At 55.6% G+C, this 18391-nt stretch carries 17 protein-coding genes and 1 tRNA gene; 11 read left to right on the top strand and 7 right to left on the bottom strand.

Annotation, left to right across the window (positions count from 1 at the left end; all coding sequences use genetic code 11):
- From MWU60_RS13290 to MWU60_RS13280, 3 genes are all read right to left on the bottom strand, one after another.
- Positions 1 to 747, bottom strand: a complete 747-nt coding sequence (locus tag MWU60_RS13290) for a sulfite exporter TauE/SafE family protein (protein ID WP_247227854.1) — start codon at positions 745 to 747, stop codon at positions 1 to 3.
- Positions 748 to 749: 2 nt separating this feature from the next.
- Positions 750 to 2522: a sulfoacetaldehyde acetyltransferase gene (gene xsc, locus MWU60_RS13285; protein ID WP_247227853.1), complete on the bottom strand. Its 1773-nt coding sequence runs from the start codon at positions 2520 to 2522 to the stop codon at positions 750 to 752.
- A gap of 162 nt (positions 2523 to 2684) precedes the next feature.
- Entirely contained in the window at positions 2685 to 4145 is a 1461-nt protein-coding gene (locus MWU60_RS13280) for a PLP-dependent aminotransferase family protein (protein WP_247227852.1), read from the bottom strand.
- Between the two features lie 148 nt (positions 4146 to 4293).
- On the opposite strand from MWU60_RS13280, the gene MWU60_RS13275 reads away from it, so the two are divergent.
- Positions 4294 to 4431 carry a hypothetical protein gene (locus tag MWU60_RS13275; RefSeq protein ID WP_247227851.1) on the top strand — a complete coding sequence of 46 codons (138 nt, stop codon included), beginning with the start codon at positions 4294 to 4296 and terminating at the stop codon, positions 4429 to 4431.
- On the opposite strand, the gene MWU60_RS13270 is transcribed toward MWU60_RS13275, so the two are convergent.
- On the bottom strand, positions 4428 to 5810 hold the full coding sequence (locus MWU60_RS13270; protein WP_247227850.1) for an aminotransferase class III-fold pyridoxal phosphate-dependent enzyme: 1383 nt from the start codon (positions 5808 to 5810) through the stop codon (positions 4428 to 4430). The two genes, MWU60_RS13275 and MWU60_RS13270, sit on opposite strands and share 4 nt — an antisense overlap.
- A 232-nt stretch (positions 5811 to 6042) precedes the next feature.
- Complete coding sequence (locus MWU60_RS13265) at positions 6043 to 6210, bottom strand: hypothetical protein (RefSeq protein ID WP_247227849.1); 168 nt, start codon at positions 6208 to 6210, stop codon at positions 6043 to 6045.
- An 82-nt stretch (positions 6211 to 6292) separates the two neighbouring features.
- On the opposite strand from MWU60_RS13265, the gene MWU60_RS13260 reads away from it, so the two are divergent.
- The 4 genes from MWU60_RS13260 to MWU60_RS13245 all read left to right on the top strand — a co-directional run bounded on the left by MWU60_RS13260 (position 6293) and on the right by MWU60_RS13245 (position 10136).
- Positions 6293 to 7300, top strand: a complete 1008-nt coding sequence (locus MWU60_RS13260; RefSeq protein ID WP_247227848.1) for an ABC transporter substrate-binding protein — start codon at positions 6293 to 6295, stop codon at positions 7298 to 7300.
- A gap of 108 nt (positions 7301 to 7408) precedes the next feature.
- Positions 7409 to 8212: an ABC transporter ATP-binding protein gene (locus MWU60_RS13255; protein WP_247227847.1), complete on the top strand. Its 804-nt coding sequence runs from the start codon at positions 7409 to 7411 to the stop codon at positions 8210 to 8212.
- Between the two features lie 101 nt (positions 8213 to 8313).
- Positions 8314 to 9546, top strand: coding sequence for an ABC transporter permease subunit (locus MWU60_RS13250; protein ID WP_247228019.1), 1233 nt, complete (start codon positions 8314 to 8316; stop codon positions 9544 to 9546).
- Positions 9547 to 9620: 74 nt separating this feature from the next.
- The gene (locus tag MWU60_RS13245; RefSeq protein ID WP_247228018.1) at positions 9621 to 10136 is read left to right on the top strand and encodes a hypothetical protein; all 516 of its coding nucleotides are present in this window, start codon (positions 9621 to 9623) and stop codon (positions 10134 to 10136) included.
- Here MWU60_RS13245 and MWU60_RS13240 read toward each other — a convergent pair.
- Positions 10133 to 10561 (bottom strand): excinuclease ABC subunit B, encoded by a 429-nt coding sequence (locus tag MWU60_RS13240; protein ID WP_247227846.1) that lies wholly within the window; start codon positions 10559 to 10561, stop codon positions 10133 to 10135. The genes MWU60_RS13245 and MWU60_RS13240 overlap by 4 nt on opposite strands.
- 389 nt (positions 10562 to 10950) lie before the next feature.
- Here MWU60_RS13240 and MWU60_RS13235 point away from each other — a divergent pair, with 389 nt between their 5' ends.
- Complete coding sequence (locus tag MWU60_RS13235; protein WP_247227845.1) at positions 10951 to 11718, top strand: hypothetical protein; 768 nt, start codon at positions 10951 to 10953, stop codon at positions 11716 to 11718.
- Between the two features lies 1 nt (position 11719).
- Here MWU60_RS13235 and uvrB read toward each other — a convergent pair whose 3' ends face one another.
- A complete protein-coding gene (uvrB, locus tag MWU60_RS13230) occupies positions 11720 to 13921 on the bottom strand; it encodes an excinuclease ABC subunit UvrB (protein ID WP_247227844.1) in 2202 nt (733 codons plus the stop codon).
- A gap of 152 nt (positions 13922 to 14073) precedes the next feature.
- Between uvrB and MWU60_RS13225 the strand changes: the two genes are divergently transcribed.
- The 5 genes from MWU60_RS13225 to MWU60_RS13205 all read left to right on the top strand — a co-directional run bounded on the left by MWU60_RS13225 (position 14074) and on the right by MWU60_RS13205 (position 18307).
- The gene (locus tag MWU60_RS13225) at positions 14074 to 15309 is read left to right on the top strand and encodes an aminopeptidase (RefSeq protein ID WP_247227843.1); all 1236 of its coding nucleotides are present in this window, start codon (positions 14074 to 14076) and stop codon (positions 15307 to 15309) included.
- 105 nt (positions 15310 to 15414) lie between these two features.
- Positions 15415 to 15726, top strand: coding sequence for an ETC complex I subunit (locus MWU60_RS13220; RefSeq protein ID WP_247227842.1), 312 nt, complete (start codon positions 15415 to 15417; stop codon positions 15724 to 15726).
- A gap of 44 nt (positions 15727 to 15770) precedes the next feature.
- A tRNA-Arg gene (locus MWU60_RS13215) sits at positions 15771 to 15847 on the top strand.
- Between the two features lie 204 nt (positions 15848 to 16051).
- Entirely contained in the window at positions 16052 to 17377 is a 1326-nt protein-coding gene (locus MWU60_RS13210; RefSeq protein ID WP_247227841.1) for an ATP-binding protein, read from the top strand.
- Positions 17378 to 17671: 294 nt separating this feature from the next.
- Positions 17672 to 18307: a sugar transferase gene (locus MWU60_RS13205; protein ID WP_247227840.1), complete on the top strand. Its 636-nt coding sequence runs from the start codon at positions 17672 to 17674 to the stop codon at positions 18305 to 18307.
- The last annotated feature ends 84 nt before the right edge of the window (positions 18308 to 18391 follow it).

Genomic DNA, 18391 nt, shown 5'->3' with positions numbered 1-18391 from the left:
TTATATCCTTAGAAGAACACGGATTAGGCCCAGAACGGCGAGCGTTAGAAGCAGCATCACCGCAAAGCGCCTGAATGTCGAAGGCGACGCGGACAAAAACTGGCGACTGCCTAGCCATATGCCCACACCAAGAATGGGAAAGGCCAGTGCGACCGCAATGGCCGTATCCCATGTTACCAACCCGCCTGCCCAAAGCAGCGGCAGGGTGATGATATCCAACCCGGTCAGATAGATAATCATTGTGGCGCGAAAGACTGCGGCCTCGATTGGCTGTGCCGACATGAACGCGGCAACGGGCAGCCCGCCGATCCCTGCGCTGTTGCACATGCCCGATATCACGCCCACGCCGCCGTGGCCCAAGGGGCCGATGCGCGTTTTGAGCGTCCAACCAGTGAGCAGCACCAAAGACAGGACCAAGATCATCGCGGATATTGTCACGCGGGCTGTATCCTCGCCCACTGATAACATCACAGTGACCGAAAACGGCAGTGCGATTGCGGCTCCGGCAAGCATCCATAAGACCCGACGCCAGTCCACGTGACCGCGTATTTGGCGGGCTTGAAAGACTGTCATCAACACTTCGCATGCAAAGACTACCGGAATGAGAGGGAGTGGGTTTGTCACAAGAGCCGCAAAGGCAATGAAAATTGCCGAAAACCCAAAACCCGAATAGCCCCGGACGTAGGCGGCCCCAAGCAAAGCAAATGCAAGGGCCGCCGCTGTGCCGGGGCCTAGGTCGAATGGCAAGCTTACTCAGCTGCCATGTCGGATGCAGAGATACCAGCAACTTCCACGGGCTTCTTCATCGCATCACGGCGGAATGGTTCACCCAGTTCCTGGTTCAGGATGACTTCGATCAGCGTGGTTTTGTTGTTCTCCATCTGGTCCTTGATCGCTTGGTTCAGAACTTCCGTCAGCTCGTCCATTGAACGGGCTTCGACACCTTTCAGACCACATGCGTTGGCGATGCCAGCATAGGACACCTGCGTGTCCAGCTCAGTCCCGACAAAGTTGTCGTTAAACCACAGTGTAGAGTTCCGCTTTTCAGCACCCCACTGGTAGTTGCGGAACACGATCTGTGTGATGGCGGGCCATTCACGACGACCAATCGCTGTCAGCTCGTTGACCGAAATCCCGAATGCGCCGTCACCAGCGAAACCGATAACCGGCACATCACGTTGGCCGATCTTCGCACCGATGATCGCAGGCAGACCATAGCCACATGGACCAAACAGGCCTGGTGCCAGATACTTACGACCTGTCGGGAAGCTTGGGTAAGCGTTACCAATCGCACAATTGTTGCCGATGTCGGAAGAAATGATCGCATCCTCGGGCATTGCGGCCTGAATAGCCCGCCATGCCATGCGTGGTGACATCCAGTCAGGACGTGCGGCGCGTGCACGCTCGTTCCATGTGGTGCCCGGATCGTCTTCTTCGTGGTCAAGCGAGGTCAGTTCCTGCGCCCAGGCAGATTTGGTCTGCGCGATCATGTTCTTGCGATCCGCGCGACCCGCATCGCCAGCGGTGTCTGCAAGTTGGGCTGTAATGCCTTGGGCAACTTTGGCAGCGTCACCGACGATGCCCACAGTGACCTTCTTGGTCAGGCCAATGCGGTCTGGGTTGATGTCGACCTGAATGATCTTGGCGTTTGTGGGCCAGTAATCAATACCGTAACCGGGCAGGGTGGAGAACGGGTTCAGACGTGTACCCAGTGCCAGAACAACGTCAGCCTTGCTGATCAGCTCCATGCCTGCTTTCGAGCCGTTGTAACCCAACGGACCTGCAAATAGCGGGTGGTTGCCGGGGAATGCGTCGTTGTGCTGGTAGCCAACGCAGACAGGCGCGTCCAGCTTTTCAGCCAATACACGAGAGGCTTCGATGCCGCCTTCGGCCAGAACAACGCCTGCGCCGTTCAAGATCACGGGGAATTTCGCGGTGGACAGCATTTCGGCCGCTTGCGAGATGGAAGCCGTGCCGCCGGGGGAAACTTCGAAGTTGATCGGCTCAGGGATTTCGATGTCGACAACTTGTGTCCAGAAATCACGTGGGATGTTGATCTGGGCAGGACCGGACAGACGGTGCGCTTTGGAGATCACGCGGGCCAGAACTTCGCAGATACGTGTCGGGTCGCGGACTTCTTCCTGATAGGCCACGCAGTCCTTGAACAGGTTCATCTGTTCCATTTCCTGGAAGCCGCCCTGACCGATTGTCTTGTTGGCCGCCTGTGGTGTGACCAGCAAGCAAGGTGTATGGTTCCAATAGGCGGTCTTCACGGATGTGACGAAGTTTGTGATGCCCGGACCGTTTTGCGCGATCATCATGGACATCTCGCCAGTTGCACGGGTGTAGCCGTCAGCCATCATGCCGGCCGTCATTTCATGGGCGCAGTCCCAGAAAGTGATCCCAGCCTTTGGGAAGATGTCAGAGATTGGCATCATGGCAGAACCGATGATCCCGAATGCGTTGCGAATGCCGTGCGCTTGGAGTGTTTTGACGAAGGCTTCTTCAGTGGTCATCTTCATTGCGGTGGGTCCTTCCCTAAAAATTCATAAGAAAAAGAGGGCGCAGAATCCCCCCGTTTTCGCTGCGGTGACACTAAATTCTGCAACCAAAGACAGTTAGGTCCAGATGACGTTCGTTCTTAAGGCCAAATGGAATACTAATGAGACCGCAGGTCTCAATAATCATCTATTTCTGATCGCGTCAGCAATCAAGCGAATTCCCTCTGGAATACGTGCTGAGGGAATAGAAGAGTAAGCCAGACGCAGGTATTCCGTAGGTGGGTTTTCGTCCGCGAAGAAGGGCGCACCGGGCTCAACCAAGACGCTATCGGCCCGTAAACGCGCAGCTAATGCGGTGGTGTCGGTGCCATCGGGTGCGCGCAGCCAAACGGACGATCCGCCGTAAGTGCCTTGCCCCGCAATCGTCAGGCCATGCGCGGTAAGCGCAGTATCCATGACTTGCCGCCGTTCGTGGTAGGCCTTGGCCATACGCCGCACTAATGCGTCGTAATGACCCAATGAAAGGTAGTAGCTGACCGTGCGTTGAATATGGCCAGGTGGGTGGCGCAGGACGGTCGCGCGCAGTGCTCGTGCTTCGCGGATAAAGGGTGCGGGGCCAACAAGATAGCCAAGCCGCAGCCCGGGAAACAGTGATTTTGAAAAAGAGCCTACATAGATGACCCGCCCGTTTTGATCGAGCGATTTAAGAGATGGCGAGGGTGATTTGAGAAACGACATTTCAAATTCATAATCGTCTTCGACAATGACAAAATCCTCAGCCTCGGCTTTGTCCAGAAGCGCTTTGCGGCGCGCCAGCGGCATCGTTGCTGCAGTCGGGCATTGGTGGCTGGGGGTTGTGAAAACGACATCGGTGCTTTCCGGTAATGCCTCGGGTGCCAGCCCATCCCCGTCTACTGGCACAACGCTCAGTTGGCAGCGCGACTGCGTCAGGATCGTGCGCAATGCGGGATAACATGGGTCTTCAATGGCGGCCCGTCTGCGGCTGTTCAGCAGCACCTGCGCCGAGAGCCAAAGCGCGTTTTGTGCGCCCATCGTCACCAGAATTTCATCCGTATTGGCAAGGATCCCGCGGCGCGGCAAAGTTTGCCGAGCGATGAAATCCACCAGTTGCGGGTCATCCCCGTCGAAGTAATCCGATGTCAGCGCGTTGAAGTCGCGCATACCTAATGCGCGCAAAGCACAGAGGCGCCAGTTCGCACTGTCAAAAAGCGTCTTGTCGGCTTGCCCGTAAATAAACTGATAACGATAGTTGGCCCAGTCGGCAGGTTTGTCGAGTATGAGGCCCGGCGTAAAGCGTTGCCCGATTGCGCGCGACCAGTCGACCGTGCCGGTGTTGAAGCGCTGAGCAGGGAAGGCGGGTGGTTCCGGCGCGTTCTCGGATACAAAGTACCCCGACCGTCCGCGAGAACTGAGATAATCATCAGCCACCAGTTCCGTATATGCCAGTGTTACCGTGATCCGACTGACCCCAAGATGGGCTGCCATCTTGCGCGATGATGGCAGGCGTTCGCCGGGGCGAAAGCGGCCAGCGAGGATACCCTGCGCGACCATTTGCTGAATGCGGGCTTGCAGGGTGCCCTCGGCTGACGGATCTAGGAAGAAAGTTTCAACGGAAATCGACATGTACTGGCCTTAATCAGGTGGCCAGATTGGACTTAATCACCCGAAAGCGCAAGTCGCCGCTGTGTCCATCAGGCCGGAATGACCAAAGTCTGCGACGGAAACCGGAGGCGGCATCGTTTGAAGACTATGCGCTTTAGGAGAATGGCCTATGAAACTTTTGCAGATCGCCTTCATTGCCGTGCTTGGCAGCATTTGTTTTGCTACGTACGCCACCTCAAGCACACTGCATCAAAAGTGTGATGTGGCGGAGCAGGAAAGTGTTATCCCTGCTCCTGTTGATCTTTAGCCCAAGACCCGAGTGATCGCTTCGTCAACGGCAGATGTCACTTGATCAAGGTCGTCTGCGGTTGCAATCAGTGATGGCGCGAACAGCAGCGTGTTGTTGTAGCCAGGCAGGGACCGGTTCGTTGCACCGATGATGATGCCCTGCGCCATACAATCGGCGACGATGGCACCGACGTGCTTTTCGTCAACCGGCTCTTTTGTATCACGATCTTTGACCAGTTCAGCACCAGCAAACAAACCCATGCCGCGCACGTCACCGATCCACTTATGCTTTTCCATCAGTGCGTGAAGGTTGCCTTTCAGGTGCTCACCCATCGCAACAGAGTTGCCGCGCAGATCTTCTTCCTCGATGATCTTCATGTTCTCGATCGCGGCGGCTGGCCCGGCGGTGCAACCACCGAACGTTGAAATGTCGCGGAAGTACCCAAGGTGATCGGTGTCGTCCTTAAACATGTCGAAGACTCGGTTCGTTGTGACGCAGCAAGAGATCGCCGCATAGCCAGAGGCCACGCCCTTTGCCATTGTCACGATGTCAGGCTGCACGCCAAACTGCTGGTAGCCGAACCAAGTGCCGGTCCGTCCAATACCGCAAACAACCTCGTCAATGTGCAGCAGGATGTCGTACTTTTTGCAGATTTCCTGAACGCGCTCCCAATACCCCTTTGGCGGCACGATGATACCCCCGCCCGCGGTGATCGGTTCAAGGCACAGCGCGCCGATGGTGTCAGCACCTTCGGCCAGAATGACGTCTTCAATCGCTTGCGCGGCCTTTGCGCCGTATTCTTCGCCAAGGCTGCCGTCCTGTGAACGGTACTCCATGCAATGCGGCACACGAACAAAGCCCGGAGTAAACGGACCATATTGCGCGTTACGTTCATCCTGACCGCCTGCCGACATCGTGGCGATGGTGGAGCCGTGATAGTCACGCTCGCGGTAGAGGATTTTCTGCTTCTTGCCGCCATAGTGCTTGTGGCTGATCTGGCGGACCATTTTGAACGCTTTCTCGTTCGCCTCAGAACCGGAGTTGGCATAATACACACGGTCCAGACCGGGCATTTTGTCGATTAGCATTTCAGCGAACTGTGCGCCGGGTATTGTGCCCGCAGTGCCGCCGAAGAAACACATCTTTGTTACGGCATCAGCCATCGCTTTGCCGATCCGCTCTCGGCCATAGCCGACGTTCACGGTCCAAACACCGCCTGACACGGCATCAATGTGTTCTTTGCCTTTGATGTCCCAAACCCGAAGCCCTTTGCCTTCAACGATGATGCGCGGATCGACCGTCTCGTACGGTTTGTGTTGGCTCAGGTGGTGCCAGACGTGGGCGCGGTCGGCTTCGACCACATGCTCAGGATCATTAGCGAAGTTCAGCGTGTCCATGTCCGTTACTCCATCAATAAAAGGGGGTGGGTGGCCCGATTCCAATTTCAATACCGCCCAAAGCTGGTGCAGTTTGCCTGTAGGGTGCATCTTTCCAATAGGGCCAGTTGTGATGCTTGAATATAGCCAAATTCGGAGCGGATATCTGCCTTGGCACACTGCAGTCATCGGTAACTCCATGATTAAATTGTACAAATGCGTTGCGTCCCGGGCCCTGGCCAAGCATTCTGCATTACTGCGGCAGAATATCCATGATTGACGCAGCGGCCTGAATTTCTTTCGCTGCGCCCTGACTTGTCGCTTTCTTGGGCACCCAAGAAACGAGAAGGCCAATCAGACGCCGCTCGCGCGGCAGACAACCGGCTGCGTATGTTGGGGCTTGGAACCCAAGCTTTTTCATGCTCAGCTATCGCATCAAGGCGGGAAAAACTCGCCATAAAGATCGGCTTGTCACGCACAAGCCACAACACGGGAGACGATCAATGAACATCAAGAACACACTTATGGGTGCCGCTGCTGGCGTTGCACTGATGACAGGTGCCTCAACGGCCTTTGCCGCTGGGCATGGCGAAATTACCGTTGCCTATTTCCTTGAGTGGCCAATGCCATTTCAATACGCGAAGGTGAACGGCACCTATGATGAAGAGATGGGCGTAAAGGTAAACTGGGTCAGCTTTGACAGCGGCACAGCAATGTCTGCGGCCATGGCATCCGGCGACGTGCAGATCGCAGTCAGCCAAGGTGTGCCGCCATTCGTTGTGGCGACATCTGCCGGTCAAGACCTGCAGATCCTTGACGTGGCTGTATCCTACGCTGAGAACGACAACTGCGTTGTTTCCTCCGGCCTCGAAATCGACGCCGATAGCGCCAATGAGTTGGCAGGTAAGAAAGTCGCTGTTCCACTTGGCACAGCTGCTCACTATGGCTTCCTGCGTCAGATGGATCACTTCGGCGTAGATCTTGCATCGCTTGACGTTGTTGACATGGCGCCTGCTGAAGGTGCGGCTGCTTTGGCGCAAGGCCAAGTTGACATGTCTTGCGGTTGGGGTGGTGCGCTGCGTCGTATGAAAGAGCACGGCAACGTGCTGCTGAGCGGTGCTGAGAAAGAAGAACTGGGTATTCTGGTATTTGACGTGACATCCGCACCAGCAGGCTTTGTAGCTGAGAACGGTGATCTGGTTGCAAAGTTCCTCGAAGTGACTGCTGCGGCCAATGCAGCATGGAACGATGGTTCTGGCGTTGAAGCTATGTTGCCAGTCATCGCAAACGACGCTGGTATGGATGAAGCGGCCACAGCCGAAACAATGGCGACATTCGTGTTTCCAGACGTACCAACGCAGCTTTCCGAAGCTTGGCTTGGTGGCGCGGCACCATCATTCATGAAGGGCGTGGCCGACGTATTCGTCGAATCCGGTTCGATCCCAGCGTCCTTGGATAGCTACGAAGGCGCTGTGAACACCGGCCCACTGATGGCTGTAAACGACATGTAAATTGCTTGATTGCTGGCGCGGGTTCTCCTGCGCCAGCATACCATCTTTTCTCGTGATAATCCTTGCCGCTGCGCCAAGAATTTTCAGGGGAAACAATGGGAATAAGCCATGTCAGGGTTACAAATAGATAAGCTATCAATGCGCTTTGACCTGCCGAATGGGTCATCGGTGCAGGCGTTGAAAGACGTCTCTCTTGATCTGAAAGCAGGGGAGTTGTTGTCGGTTCTGGGCCCATCGGGGTGTGGTAAGACGACACTTTTGAACATCGTCGCGGGCTTTCTAGCCCCAACGGATGGTAAAATCATTCTCAACGGACACACTGTGACAGGGCCAGACGCCGAACGCGGTATGGTCTTTCAACAAGGCGCTTTGTTTGAATGGATGAGCGTGCGTGAAAACGTAGGCTTTGGTCCGTCAATGAAGGGTATGCCCAAGGCCGAGAAGGCCAAGATTGTTGATCACCTTCTGGATGTTGTTGGCCTGCAGGACTTCAAGGAAAAGGCAGTCTACGAACTGTCTGGCGGTATGCAGCAGCGTGTGGCTTTGGCCCGCTGCCTTGCCAATGAGCCTGACGTGATCTTGATGGACGAACCGCTGGGTGCGCTTGACGCGCTGACCCGCGAAAAGATGCAAGGTCTGGTTCTGAAGCTGTGGAAAGAGACCGGTAAGACGATCATCCTGATTACGCACTCGGTTGAAGAGGCGTTGTTGCTAGGCGAACGGCTCCTTGTCATGGCACCGCGTCCGGGCCGTATTCATACCGAATATCGTTTGCCATTTGCGGAAATGGGCGTTGGTCAAGATCTGCGTGATGTCAAAAAGCATCCAAAATTCGCTGAAGTGCGCGAAGAAATTTTGGGCATGATCTGGGACATGGAAGAGGAAATCATGGGCCGGACGGAGGACGCATAATGGAATTGCTAGGTAACCTTTGGGGCGAACTTTGGGCCGTTCTTGTGACGCTCTTTGCCGCTGCACCCTATGTGATTGGCTATATTCTGATCATTCTTTTGATGATGGTGATCTGGTCCGGTGTGAAGCGTTTGCTGACGCCGAAAAGCGATTATGGCTCGTTAAAGACCGTGACCTTTGGCGATGAAAGCGCTGTGACATCGAACACGGCGGCCTCTATCATTTCCATTGTGTTGATCTTCGTGTTCTGGGGCACCTTTACTGGGTCCCAACTTTTGCCAAGCTTCATGCATGCGCCGGGCCCGTTCACTGGTGAAAGCAGCTTTGAATATACGATCACAACCCCGGCAGGTGACAGTGATACTGCAACCGTTTCGGTTGTCGTGCACCCAACGGGTGAAGAGGTTGACGCACCGGTGGTGGAAGAGGGCGACGGCATTGCAAAGAACGATGCGATCGCCATCCCCGTCTACCGCAATGAGCTGCTACGCGTAGATCGCAACGATGAAATGGGCCGCGATGAGGAGACGTTCATCACTGCCGTTGATGGTCAGGCTATCACACCGGGTGGATCGGTTGATGTGGATTTTGGACGGGTTGCAATGTCGGACAAAGGCACACTGAATATTGTTCCTTCGACAGGCATTCAGATGGAACCTATCTGGCTGCCAGCACCCGAAGCAGTTTGGAGCCGCCTTGGTGAGATCGCGACGGTTGGGTATCGCAACTCGACCTTGGCTGAGCACCTCGGTTATTCGTTGTTCCGCGTCATTGTCGGTTTCATTCTGGGTGCGCTGGTGGGCATACCCTTGGGCTATGCGATGGGTCTGTCGAACTGGTTCCGGGGTTGGTTTGATCCGATTGTGGAATTCATGCGCCCTGTTCCACCACTTGCTCTGATCCCGCTGGTGATCATCTGGGCGGGTATTGGTGAGGTTGGCAAGATTATCCTGCTATTCCTCGCGGCCCTTTGGATTATGGCGATTGCGGCCCGTTCCGGTGTGTCCGGCGTGCGGATTTCCAAGGTGCATGCGGCCTATTCGTTGGGGGCATCCAAGTGGCAAATCATGCGCCACGTGATTATTCCCAACTCGCTGCCCGAGATTTTTACCGGTGCCCGCGTGGCGATGGGTGTGTGCTGGGGGACCGTTGTTGCGGCCGAACTGGTTGCCGCCGAAAAGGGGGCTGGCATGATGATCATGGTGGCGTCGAAATTCCAAAGCACGGATATCGTTTTGATGGGGATCATCCTGATCGGTATCATCGGTTTCAGTATTGATATGTTGATGCGGCAGGCCGAAAAATGGCTGGTGCCTTGGAAGGGTAAGGGTTGATTTAAGCCCCTTATTGACAGACAAAAGAACAAGGGCGAGGGTGCAAATCTTTCGCCCTTTTTGGTTTGATCATCGTGCTGCTGTCTGATTTTCTTTTGCTCGCGCCAGCCTTAGCAGCCTTCGTCATTTTGATGGTGCTGCGCAGGCTGCGAAAGCCGCGTGCGGACAAGATCGCCGGGGCAGGGTTGCCGCCCAATGCTATTCTCGTCGATGGGTCAAATGTGCTGTATTGGGGTGAACAGCCATCTTTGAATGTAGTGCTACGTATACTCCGGAATTTGGAAGATAAGGGATATACTCCCATCGTCTTTTTCGACGCGAATGTCGGTTATGTCCTTGATGATCATTACTATGATGATGCCAAGATTGCTTCGCTGATTGGTGCGCCTGCGCATCATGTCTGCGTTGTCGATAAGGGTGTCGTGGCGGATGAGGGCATCCTTGCGTTTGCCACGGATCATCACTTGCGCGTTGTCACCAATGACAAATATCGCGATTGGCGCGTGCGGTTTCCGCATGCGGATAAGAAGGGTGTTTTGATCGGAGGCACTTGGCGTGATGGGGCGGTTGTTTGGCGCGGAACGCTTTAGGCAAGGTTGTCTGCCGGGCAATCGCGGAAGGCTGTGATGGCGGGGCCGATACCCGTGAGGTCGATGCCGACAGTCGTGTCGCCGAGTATCGCGTAGGCGCGTGTGTTGAACTCTAATCCGTTGAGGACATTGCCGAAGCCGCGGTCCTTAACAGTGATGCTGCGGCCATCGGCGCTGATCGTGTGCCGGTCGGTCTGGATGCTGATCGGGCGGTCATTGGCGAATGCCATGCCGAAGATCGGCTCCCCCGGCCAGCGCCCTTCGGGCAGGGTCACGGTGACGGTGTATTCGGTGATTGCAGGGTCGTAAGTGACGATGATGTCGCCTGCGTCGGACGTATCGGTCAGGGTGCAGATCGGGCTCGCCGAAAACTCCCACGCGGCGGCGGGTGAGGCGAGGAGGAGGAAGGCGAGAATGGTACGCATGGAGAGGATGTAGCTGGATGTTCGCGGCGGGCAAGGTTGGGGTGATGCAACGCACGCAGGCGGTTTGTGGACGATTACGGGCTAGCGCCGGGGAATCATGCATTAACGCTGAGTTCTCATGGGGGATTGGGGCGTATGCAATGCGTACACACGCTGTGTGCGGGTTAGGGAGTTAAGGTGGTATGCGGTGGATGTGTGAATGAGATATTAGAGTTTAGCAACGTTGTAGGTTGTGCGGTTTCAGCGCGCCAAATACAGCAAGGTACCTACGAAGTCGCACCCAAGGTTTGTTGTGTTTCCAGCCAACAGAAGACTCGGTTTTCAAAATGTGATATCCTAATCCCATTATAATATTTGGTATTTTTGGACGATTTTTGAAAGGAAAGAAAATGGATGCAGATGCAATTGGTGCGTTTGAGAAGTTCCTGCAATGGGGTCCTTTGGGGCTGGCGGGCCTCATGCTTGTTTTGGTTATCTTCACGCTGGTGACGACGACGCTTTCGACGCGAAAGGCGGTTTTGCTTGGCCTCTTTATGGTCGTGGGTGCGGGATGCTTTGTGACCGCCTTGCTTTATGACAATACCGGGCAACATCGGTTGGTTGTTGCTGTTCTGCCCAATGATCTTGAAGGGTTCGACTTTCCACCGCCCCGTATTTTGAAGAATGGCGCCGCGATAAGCCGTGATGAGGAAGTCATGATCAATGAGCCGACGTCGCTGACTGTCGATGTGTCTCGGGCGTTAGGTGCGTTTAGGGAAAGCGATGAGGCGGCCGAAGCTGCCGCTGCGCGAGCTGCCGAAGCACTGGCGCAAGAGCAAGAGGCGCTAGCTTCGTTGCAGTCTATCGAACAGCAGGTTGTTGCGTCTCAGCAAGAACTGGAACGCACGAATGCAATGCTGGTAGAAGCACGCCTTGAAGTTGAAGCACAGGAAGTGAGGCTGAAAGAGGCCGAAGATGTGATCGTTGTTCAGAGTGCGGCCTTAGAAGAAGCGGCAGATGCAAGTTCTACCTTGGTGTCCGAGATTGCAACGCTCAAGAATGAAATTGACAGAGTGCCTGCCGTGGCAGCAAGCCCCGCAATTCAGCGGCGCGTGCTGGAGTTGCAGGACGACGCACAGAGTATCACGCGCGGGCTGGAATTGGGTGTCTTTCGCTGATCTACTTCCGTTTTCCACCATAACGTGACTTGCCGCCGCGCATTCCGCCGCGGCCACCAGTACTTCGCCCTGACGCTTTCTGCGCATCACCCACCGCTTTATCCACGGCCTGCTGCCGGGCCAGTGGGTCGTCGGCTATTGTCAGTTCGACCGTTTCCAGCCGCTTGACCTCGTCCCGTAGCCTTGCGGCCTCTTCGAACTCCAGGTTCTCGGCGGCTTTGCGCATGTCTGTGCGTAGCCCTTCCAGTACGGTGGCGAGGTTGCCGCCTGCAAGCGGGTTGTCGACCTTCGCGGTCACCCGGTTCATGTCGACGTCGCCTTTGTAGAGGCCCGCGAGGATATCCTCGACGTTCTTTTTGACCGTTGTCGGTGTGATGCCGTGGTCTTCGTTGTATTTGAGCTGTTTGACGCGGCGGCGCTCGGTTTCCTTCATCGCGCGTTCCATGCTGCCGGTGATCCGGTCGGCGTACATGATCACGCGGCCGTCGGCGTTGCGCGCGGCGCGGCCGATGGTTTGCACCAGCGAGGTCTCAGAGCGCAGGAAGCCTTCTTTGTCGGCATCAAGGATGGCCACCAATCCGCATTCGGGGATGTCGAGCCCCTCGCGCAACAGGTTGATCCCGATCAGCACGTCGAAGGCACCCAAGCGCAGGTCGCGCAGGATTTCGATGCGCTCGATCGTGTCGATGTCGCTATGCATGTAGCGGACGCGAATTCCCTGTTCGTGCATGTATTCGGTCAGGTCTTCAGCCATGCGTTTGGTCAGCGTCGTAACCAGCGTGCGATAGCCGTCGGCGGCGACCTTGCGCACCTCGTCCAGCAGATCATCTACTTGCATCTCAACGGGGCGAATTTCGATTTGGGGGTCGATCAGGCCAGTGGGGCGGATGATTTGTTCGGTGAAGACACCGCCCGCCTGTTCCAGCTCCCACGCCGCGGGGGTGGCCGAGACGAAGACGGATTGCGGGCGCATGGCGTCCCATTCTTCGAATTTTAGCGGGCGGTTATCCATGCAGGAGGGCAGGCGGAACCCGTGTTCGGCCAGCGTGAATTTGCGCCGATAGTCGCCTTTGTACATGCCGCCGATTTGCGGGACGGAGACGTGGGATTCGTCCGCGAAGACGATGGCGTTGTCGGGGATGAATTCGAAAAGGGTAGGGGGCGGCTCACCCGGTGCGCGGCCTGTGAGGTAGCGGGAGTAGTTCTCAATCCCGTTGCAGACGCCGGTGGCTTCCAGCATTTCGAGGTCGAAGTTGGAACGTTGTTCGAGCCGTTGTGCTTCGAGCAGTTTGCCTTCGCCGACCAGCTGATCCAGCCGCATGCGCAGTTCTTTTTTGATGCCGATGATGGCTTGGTTCATCGTCGGGCGGGGCGTGACGTAGTGGCTATTGGCGTAGATGCGGACCTTTTCAAATGTGTCCGTCTTTTCGCCAGTCAGCGGATCGAATTCGGTGATGCTTTCAAGCTCTTCACCGAAGAACGATAGCTTCCACGCGCGGTCATCAAGGTGGGCAGGCCAGACTTCGAGGCTATCGCCCCGCACCCGGAAGGTGCCGCGTTGGAAGGCCGCATCGTTGCGCCGGTATTGCTGTGCGATCAAGTCGGCGATAATTTTGCGCTGGTCATACATTTTGCCAACGTGGATGTCTTGGGTCATTGCCCCATAGGTTTCGACCGATCCGATGCCGTAGATGCAGGACACGGAGGCGACGATGATCACATCGTCGCGTTCCAGAAGTGCCCGGGTGGCAGAGTGGCGCATCCGGTCGATCTGTTCGTTAATCTGGCTTTCTTTCTCAATGTAGGTGTCCGAGCGTGCGACGTAGGCTTCGGGTTGGTAGTAGTCGTAGTACGACACGAAGTATTCGACGGCGTTTTCGGGGAAGAACCCTTTGAATTCGCCGTAAAGCTGGGCGGCGAGGGTCTTGTTGGGGGCGAGGATGATCGCGGGGCGTTGGGTTTCCTCGATCATTTTGGCCATCGTGAAGGTCTTGCCGGTGCCGGTGGCACCCAGCAGGACCTGGTCGCGCTCGCCGTTGCGGATGCCTTCGCTGAGTTCCTTGATCGCCGTTGGTTGGTCGCCTGCCGGCTCAAACTCGGTTTTCAGGACGAATTGCTTGCCGCCTTCCAGCTTTTCGCGGGTTTTGACGTCAGGGGCGGGGTTGGACAGGTATTGATGCGGATCGGTTGCCGTATCGGTCATGGCGAGGGGTCCTTTGAAGTACCCTATATATTTGACCCGTTTGAAACAGGGTTCAAGGGCGGCTGCTGACAGGATGTGTCAGCAGGGTGATGGCTTGACCTTCGCCGCCAAGCGCATAGGGTCGCGATCCGTTGGAAACCAAAGGTGCTTTCATGTCAGACCATATTGATCCCGTAAAACTTGACCGTCTTGCCGAAGTTGCCGTGCGCACGGGTGTGAACCTGCAACCCGGGCAGGATCTGGTGATCACGGCACCTATGGCTGCCCTTGATCTGGTGCGCCTGATTACGGTGCATGCCTATAAGGCGGGCGCGGGAATTGTGACGCCGTTTTTCAATGATGATGCGATTACGCTGGCTCGGTATAAGCATGCACCGGACGAAAGCTTTGATCGCGCGCCGGGGTGGTTGTTTGAGGGCATGGCGGCCGCTTTCAAAGGTGGTGCGGCCCGCATGGCAATTACGGGTGATGATCCGATGTTGTTGTCCGAGCAGGACCCAGCCAAGGTGGCGCGCCTCAGCAAGGCTACATCCATTGCCGCCAAACCCGCCATGGCGCCGATTGTGGGGTTTGAGGTCAACTGGAACATTGTGGCCTATCCGGGGGCTGCCTGGGCTGCGAAGGTGTATCCCGATTTGCCTGTGGAAGAGGCGCAGGGCAAGTTGATGGATGCAATCTATGCCGCATCGCGTCTGGATGGGGATGATCCAGTGGCGAACTGGGCTGCGCATACGGCGACCTTGAAAGAGCGGGTGAACTGGTTGAATGCGCAGAACTTCAGCGCGTTGCATTATAGCGGGCCGGGGACTGATCTGCATCTGGGACTGGCCGATGGGCATATCTGGAAAGGCGGTGCGTCGCCTGCGCTGAATGGGGTAATCTGTCAGCCAAACATCCCGACCGAAGAAGTCTTTACCTGTCCGCACGCGTATAAGGTCGACGGCACTGTCGCGGCGACAAAGCCGCTGGCGCATCAGGGTAACGTAATAGAGGATATCGCGGTGCGCTTTGAGGCGGGCCGCATTGTTGAGGCGACGGCCAGCAAGGGTGAGGATGTGCTCAGGGCGTTGCTGAAAACGGACGATGGTGCAAGCCGGATTGGCGAGGTCGCACTGGTCCCGCACTCCAGCCCGATCAGCCAGTCGGGGACCTTGTTTTACAACACGCTCTTCGATGAAAACGCATCATGCCACATCGCGCTGGGTCAATGCTATGCGGATACGATTGAAGGCGGGTCTGAGTTTTCGCCTGAAGAGTTGAAGCAAAAGGGCGGTAATCAGAGCATCATCCATGTCGACTGGATGATGGGCTCTGATGCGGTGGATATCGACGGCATCACAAAGACAGGTGAGCGTGTGCCGGTCATGCGTAGTGGTGAGTGGGCCTGAGGTAGAGGTTCTGGATCACGCCCGAAACCGCGGCAATATCTGCTGCAAATGCTTGCGTAAACGTGTCGTTTTGCACATATAGAGATCACCCAAAGGAGAGTTGCGATGCGCGCACGAATCTACAAGCCAGCCAAAACTGCAATGTCGTCAGGCACAGCCAAGACAAAGCATTGGGTATTGGAGCATGTGGCTGAGACCGCGCGCGAGGTTGATCCTTTGATGGGGTGGACGTCATCGTCCGATACCCAAGCGCAGGTCAAGCTTGAGTTTGACAGCAAAGAAGCGGCGCTGGACTATGCAAAAGAGCGTGGGATTGATGCGGTCGTGCGCGAACCCAAAGCCCGCAAAGCCAACATCCGCCCCGGCGGTTATGGTGAAAACTTTGCGACCAACCGTCGTGGGTCCTGGACGCACTAGGGCTTGCCAAAGACAGGTTTGTCGCGCCATACCAACGCTCGTGCGGTCCGATAGCTCAACTGGATAGAGCAGCTGACTTCTAATCAGCAGGTTGAGGGTTCGAGTCCTTCTCGGATCGCCATTTACCAACATCATCTCTCGCAAAGCATTACTTATCCACGCCACATCAACAATCGGCGGTTTTGGACCTGATCGTTCCGCGCCCGTTGGGTCATTTTGTCATAGTTGCCTCTTTCCCTAACATGGCTGTTCTCTATTACTTAGGGTTGTATTATGTTGACGCATGGGGCGCTAGCTGGCTGAGAGAGCATGTACTTTTTGTAATATGAATTTTGACATTTTAAGCCATTTTGGCACTGGGCTGAACCACCGGGACGAGATTGACAGGCTGCTGCTGCTTGAACGTGGCAATGGTTGGGATATCAAAGTCCGTCTGATCGGGGTTCCGATCGGCAGTGTGCTGCTTTTCCTTTACACTCAAGAATACACTGCGTTTTTGTGGAGCGGTGGCTACGTCGCTTGTTACGCGATTTACCGGATTTACATGCGATCGTTGTCGCAGTTCGTGTCGTTCGGACAGCAAGTCATTGTCCATTTGCTGATCATCGCCATGACCATCAGCTTTTTGTGGATGCCATCGCTGATGCTGGTTGATACGGACCGCAACGAAGTTCTTGTTGGTGCAGCTTTGGTTGGCGCGCAACTGGTGCATCTGGTGCATCGCGGGGATACCCCACTTTTCTTGATCGTCGGCACGACCGCCGCTGTTTGCGGGATTATGATTTCCCTGCTGATTTCGGTTCTGCCACAGATCACCGAACCTGTGGCAATTATCGGTATCTTGGTCAGCTGGTTTGCACTGATCTTCTATCTGGCCCAATCCATGTTGGCGGCGCGCACACGGATTTTGGCCGAAAACGCGGCCCGGCAACAGGCGTTTCAGGCGCAAAAACTATCAGCCTTGGGGCAGTTGGCGGGCGGGATCGCCCATGACTTCAACAATATCCTGACGGCGATTTCCGGCAATCTTGAACTATACAAAGAGCTTGAGACTGAAGCCGAGAAGGATGAAGTGATCACTGCCGCCCAGCACTCTAGCGCACGCGCCGCAAAGATCGTTAGCCAGATCCTGATCTATGCGCGCAAGTCACCGGTTGAAATGCAAACGGTTGACGCAAATGGGCCGCTTTCAAGCATCGCAGTGCTGATGGCGCATCTTGTGCCGCCTACGTTGCAGTTTGCGATGACGCCACTGTCCACACCCCGTTCGGTCAGAATTGATCCCGATCAGTTGGTCACCGCATTGATGAACCTTATCCTGAACGCCGTTGATGCCACCAAACCGGGCGGACAAATCAAGCTGACCGTGCGGCAAAGCGACGTGCGCGCTGAGACACATGTGGTCGGGGATCGTATCCTGAACACTGGATCTTACGTCATTTACGAGGTGAGCGATACTGGCAGCGGCATCCCGGATCACCTTCTCAAATCGGTGGTTGACCCTTTCTTTACAACAAAACCGGTGGGCAAGGGCACCGGGCTGGGCTTGTCCATGGCCGTGTCCATTGCCGATCGCGTGGGTGGCGGGCTCTCCATTGATACGGCAACTACCGGCACTGTGATGCGGGTTTTCCTGCCTGTCGCAGAGTAGTGGTGGATGCGGCGCACTGCATGGGTCTGATGCGGCGAAAGCCCGCTAACCGTGCATTTTTGGTAAACGGGTGCGTCGGTTTCAAAGTAACGTTTAGGGTCATTTCCCGCCGAAAATAACGTAAAAGTTAACAAAATACTGGGCTCTTGGTGCCGAATGGGCAGATTTAGTCCGTTTGACGGCTCTGCGGTTAATGTCTCTTTAACCGAGATATTTCATTTTCCTTAACTATGAAAAGCCTAGCGTATCGGCGCGCGGCTTGCGGGAAATGAGACTGGATTTAGCGTGTTTGACTTGCGTAACGATGTTTTTGAATTTGACGATCAGACCTATGATACCAGCCTTCGGCGGCGCCACGTTCCCAAGATGATGTTTGACCTGGGTGTCTCATTGATCCTGTTGATCCCGCTTGTGGTTGTGGCTGCGGTCCTGTTGATTTTGAACCCGTTTCTCAATCAAGGGCCGTTGATTTTTCTCCAGAAACGTATGGGGCAAGACTGTCGCGCATTTACAGCGATCAAGTTCCGCACGATGCTGCCCGAAACCGAGACCCACCGTGGTGCCTTTGATGCTCTGGAAACGGACCGCATCTCTTCGCTTGGTTGGTTTTTGCGCAAAAGTCGCTTGGACGAACTGCCGCAAATTCTGAATGTTCTGCACGGCGAAATGAGCCTGATTGGCCCGCGTCCTGATGCCTTTGACCATGCGATCGTCTTCTTACGGCAGGTGCCCGGATACGCGCAACGCCATCAGATGTTGCCCGGGATCAGCGGGTATGCCCAAACCGAGGTGGGATATGTCGAGGGTCTTGATGGGATCGAAGAAAAGGTCGCGGCTGATCTTTACTATCTGCGCCATACAACGTTTTGGTTTGATCTGTGGATCACCTGGCGGACGTTCTGTGTGGTTCTGGGGTGTCGTGGCAGCTAGGCTCTGACGATAGCTTTGATCAGTGTTGAACGTCAGGTAACGATGACTATTACCTCAATGACTAAACCCAAGCACGCAAAAGCT

The sequence above is a fragment of the Yoonia sp. F2084L genome, from assembly GCF_023015625.1.
GTDB lineage: Bacteria > Pseudomonadota > Alphaproteobacteria > Rhodobacterales > Rhodobacteraceae > Yoonia.
The sequence above is the reverse complement of the archived record's forward strand: the minus strand, read 5'-3'. Positions and strand labels throughout refer to the sequence as shown.

Bases quoted from the DNA above. Each gene is read 5' to 3' on its own strand.
- xsc (WP_247227853.1), bottom strand. From the start codon at position 2,522: ATGAAGATGACCACTGAAGAAGCCTTCGTCAAAACACTCCAAGCGCAC.
- MWU60_RS13280 (WP_247227852.1), bottom strand. From the start codon at position 4,145: ATGTCGATTTCCGTTGAAACTTTCTTCCTAGATCCGTCAGCCGAGGGC.
- MWU60_RS13275 (WP_247227851.1), top strand. From the start codon at position 4,294: ATGAAACTTTTGCAGATCGCCTTCATTGCCGTGCTTGGCAGCATTTGT.
- MWU60_RS13270 (WP_247227850.1), bottom strand. From the start codon at position 5,810: ATGGACACGCTGAACTTCGCTAATGATCCTGAGCATGTGGTCGAAGCC.
- MWU60_RS13265 (WP_247227849.1), bottom strand. From the start codon at position 6,210: ATGAAAAAGCTTGGGTTCCAAGCCCCAACATACGCAGCCGGTTGTCTG.
- MWU60_RS13260 (WP_247227848.1), top strand. From the start codon at position 6,293: ATGAACATCAAGAACACACTTATGGGTGCCGCTGCTGGCGTTGCACTG.
- MWU60_RS13255 (WP_247227847.1), top strand. From the start codon at position 7,409: ATGTCAGGGTTACAAATAGATAAGCTATCAATGCGCTTTGACCTGCCG.
- MWU60_RS13250 (WP_247228019.1), top strand. From the start codon at position 8,314: ATGATGGTGATCTGGTCCGGTGTGAAGCGTTTGCTGACGCCGAAAAGC.
- MWU60_RS13240 (WP_247227846.1), bottom strand. From the start codon at position 10,561: ATGCGTACCATTCTCGCCTTCCTCCTCCTCGCCTCACCCGCCGCCGCG.
- MWU60_RS13235 (WP_247227845.1), top strand. From the start codon at position 10,951: ATGGATGCAGATGCAATTGGTGCGTTTGAGAAGTTCCTGCAATGGGGT.
- uvrB (WP_247227844.1), bottom strand. From the start codon at position 13,921: ATGACCGATACGGCAACCGATCCGCATCAATACCTGTCCAACCCCGCC.
- MWU60_RS13225 (WP_247227843.1), top strand. From the start codon at position 14,074: ATGTCAGACCATATTGATCCCGTAAAACTTGACCGTCTTGCCGAAGTT.
- MWU60_RS13220 (WP_247227842.1), top strand. From the start codon at position 15,415: ATGCGCGCACGAATCTACAAGCCAGCCAAAACTGCAATGTCGTCAGGC.
- MWU60_RS13210 (WP_247227841.1), top strand. From the start codon at position 16,052: ATGAATTTTGACATTTTAAGCCATTTTGGCACTGGGCTGAACCACCGG.